The sequence below is a fragment of the Symbiopectobacterium sp. genome, assembly GCF_051710365.1.
Lineage (GTDB): Bacteria > Pseudomonadota > Gammaproteobacteria > Enterobacterales > Enterobacteriaceae > Symbiopectobacterium.
Window position 1 is genome coordinate 1 of record NZ_JBPETA010000329.1, and the last position, 1,866, is coordinate 1,866.

The window sequence follows — 1,866 nt, forward strand, 5'->3', positions numbered from 1 at the left end:
ATGCGTTATGCACCGATGTTTCGCGTCAGGTGGTGTGGACAGATAAACCGCGCCTGCTGCTGGACTGGAAGGCGCTGTTTGTCTCGGGACATGCCATCGCTACCGGCAGGCCGGGGGAGGTGGTTACGGGGCTGGAGGGGGAGTTTTGCAGCATCCGCGAGAGCACGGCTCAGATGGGCGTAAAGCGCATGAACAGTTTGATTCAGTACGCCCAGGCCTGGTCGGTCGGCAACGGGGTCAGGCTGCGCGAGGTGCGTTATTCAGGGGATTATTTCGGGAGAGTCGGATGACACTAAAATCACACACCAGACCAGAGCACAAGGACATATGGCGAACACCGCCCGAGGTCTTCCAGGCGCTGGATGGGGAGTTTGGCTTCTACCTCGATGCCGCCGCTGACCACGACAATCCCCTGTGCCGTCTGTATCTGACGCAAGAGGATGATGCCCTGGCCTGTGACTGGAGTAGCAACGGAGCCATATTCTGCAATCCCCCGTACAGCAATATCCGCCCCTGGGTTGATAAAGCTGCTGAGCAGAGCCGCAAGCAGAATAAAACGGTCGTTATGCTGCTGCCTGCTGATACCTCGACGGGATGGTTCGCACAGGCACAGAAAACGGTTGATGAGGTGCGCTTCATCACCGAAGGCCGATTGTCGTTTATCAGCGCTGAAACGGGCAAAAAAGGCAAGGCGGGTAACAGCAAGGGCAGCGTGTTGTTCATCTGGCGACCGTGGCGCACAACCCCTAAAGGGATGACCACGGTAAGTAAACACGTGATGATGAGTCGAATGAGGGGGGAGGTATGGCGCTAAAACGCGATAAGCATGACGCGGTATTTTCCGAGCTTGTGCGCGAGAGGACCAACTGGCAGTGCGATTATTGCGGTAACTATTTTCATCACGACCACGGCCATCTCCATTGTTCCCATTTCAAGTACCGCCGACACAAGGCAACCCGATACCATCCCTTCAATGCTTTTGCTCATTGCGTCGGCTGCCACCGTAAGTTGGGTGAAGACCCGTATGAGTTCACGATGCACGCCAACATCACTTATGGGGAGATGGTAATTGACCGCGTGGCGCATCTGGCAGCAGTGCCGGTGCGGTTAAAGCCGTGGCAGATGGATGAGATTTATCAGCACATGAAAACTGAGCTCAAGCGGCTGCGGGAATTACGGGCTGGCGGCAACCTCTGGCGAGTCGAGTTCACGCTACCACCCTGGTATCAGGAGGGCATTACCTATCGCATGGGGGAAGCGGCATGAGACAGCGTGTGCGACTGACGGCGGGAGATATTCCGCTTATTCGGGCACTTCTGGCCTCCGGTATGCCGGTGGCTGAGGTGGCGAGGAAATTCGAGACCAGCAAGCAGCATATCTACAGCATCAGGAACGGCAAAAACTGGGGGGCGGTGAAATGAGAGATATTCGATACCTGTTGACGGCATGGGGAAACTGGAGCGGCTCATGCATTGGCACCGAGTACAAGGCGGCATGGCCCCTCGTCACGGCCAGCAGCGATATCCGGCCCATGCTGTCTGATGCCGATGGTGAGATAATTGACCGTGCGGTAGGGCGGCTCAAGCACTTTGACCCGCTGGGCTACGATATCGTGGTGGCGTATTACAAAGGCAAGGCGTCGTGCAGGGCTATAGGGCGAGAATTGGGACGAAAACATGAATATGTCTCTGCATATCTCTCTCGTTCTGAAGCCTATATTGCAGGTCGTGTGGCTGAGATTTTGGAGGCAGCTTGACAACACAAGCAGCTATCGGGATACTGAAGGCACTGAATACATAAGCGGTCTTCTGCACCCGATAGCCATGCGGCTTTTTTATGCCCGTAAAACGGCGTAATCACATCCGA

5 protein-coding genes are annotated in these 1,866 nt (G+C 55.6%); all 5 read left to right on the forward strand.

All coding sequences use genetic code 11. The features are described from left to right. Positions 1–290, forward strand: a 290-nt coding sequence (locus ACTBDZ_RS17415) for a recombination protein NinB (protein WP_438816223.1), incomplete at its 5' end; no start/stop codon positions are given. Next, a complete protein-coding gene (locus tag ACTBDZ_RS17420; RefSeq protein WP_438816224.1) occupies positions 287–814 on the forward strand; it encodes a phage N-6-adenine-methyltransferase in 528 nt (175 codons plus the stop codon). The genes ACTBDZ_RS17415 and ACTBDZ_RS17420, both read left to right, overlap by 4 nt. Then, positions 805–1,266: a hypothetical protein gene (locus tag ACTBDZ_RS17425; protein WP_438816225.1), complete on the forward strand. Its 462-nt coding sequence runs from the start codon at positions 805–807 to the stop codon at positions 1,264–1,266. Before ACTBDZ_RS17420 ends, ACTBDZ_RS17425 begins: the two co-directional genes overlap by 10 nt. After that, positions 1,263–1,421 carry a hypothetical protein gene (locus ACTBDZ_RS17430; RefSeq protein WP_438816226.1) on the forward strand — a complete coding sequence of 53 codons (159 nt, stop codon included), beginning with the start codon at positions 1,263–1,265 and terminating at the stop codon, positions 1,419–1,421. The genes ACTBDZ_RS17425 and ACTBDZ_RS17430 overlap by 4 nt, the downstream gene beginning before the upstream one ends. Then, positions 1,418–1,756, forward strand: coding sequence for an antiterminator Q family protein (locus tag ACTBDZ_RS17435; protein WP_438816227.1), 339 nt, complete (start codon positions 1,418–1,420; stop codon positions 1,754–1,756). Before ACTBDZ_RS17430 ends, ACTBDZ_RS17435 begins: the two co-directional genes overlap by 4 nt. Positions 1,757–1,866 lie beyond the last annotated feature (110 nt).

Coding starts and splice junctions, on each gene's coding strand:
- ACTBDZ_RS17425 (WP_438816225.1), top strand. CDS start 805: ATGGCGCTAAAACGCGATAAGCATGACGCGGTATTTTCCGAGCTTGTG.
- ACTBDZ_RS17420 (WP_438816224.1), top strand. CDS start 287: ATGACACTAAAATCACACACCAGACCAGAGCACAAGGACATATGGCGA.
- ACTBDZ_RS17430 (WP_438816226.1), top strand. CDS start 1,263: ATGAGACAGCGTGTGCGACTGACGGCGGGAGATATTCCGCTTATTCGG.
- ACTBDZ_RS17435 (WP_438816227.1), top strand. CDS start 1,418: ATGAGAGATATTCGATACCTGTTGACGGCATGGGGAAACTGGAGCGGC.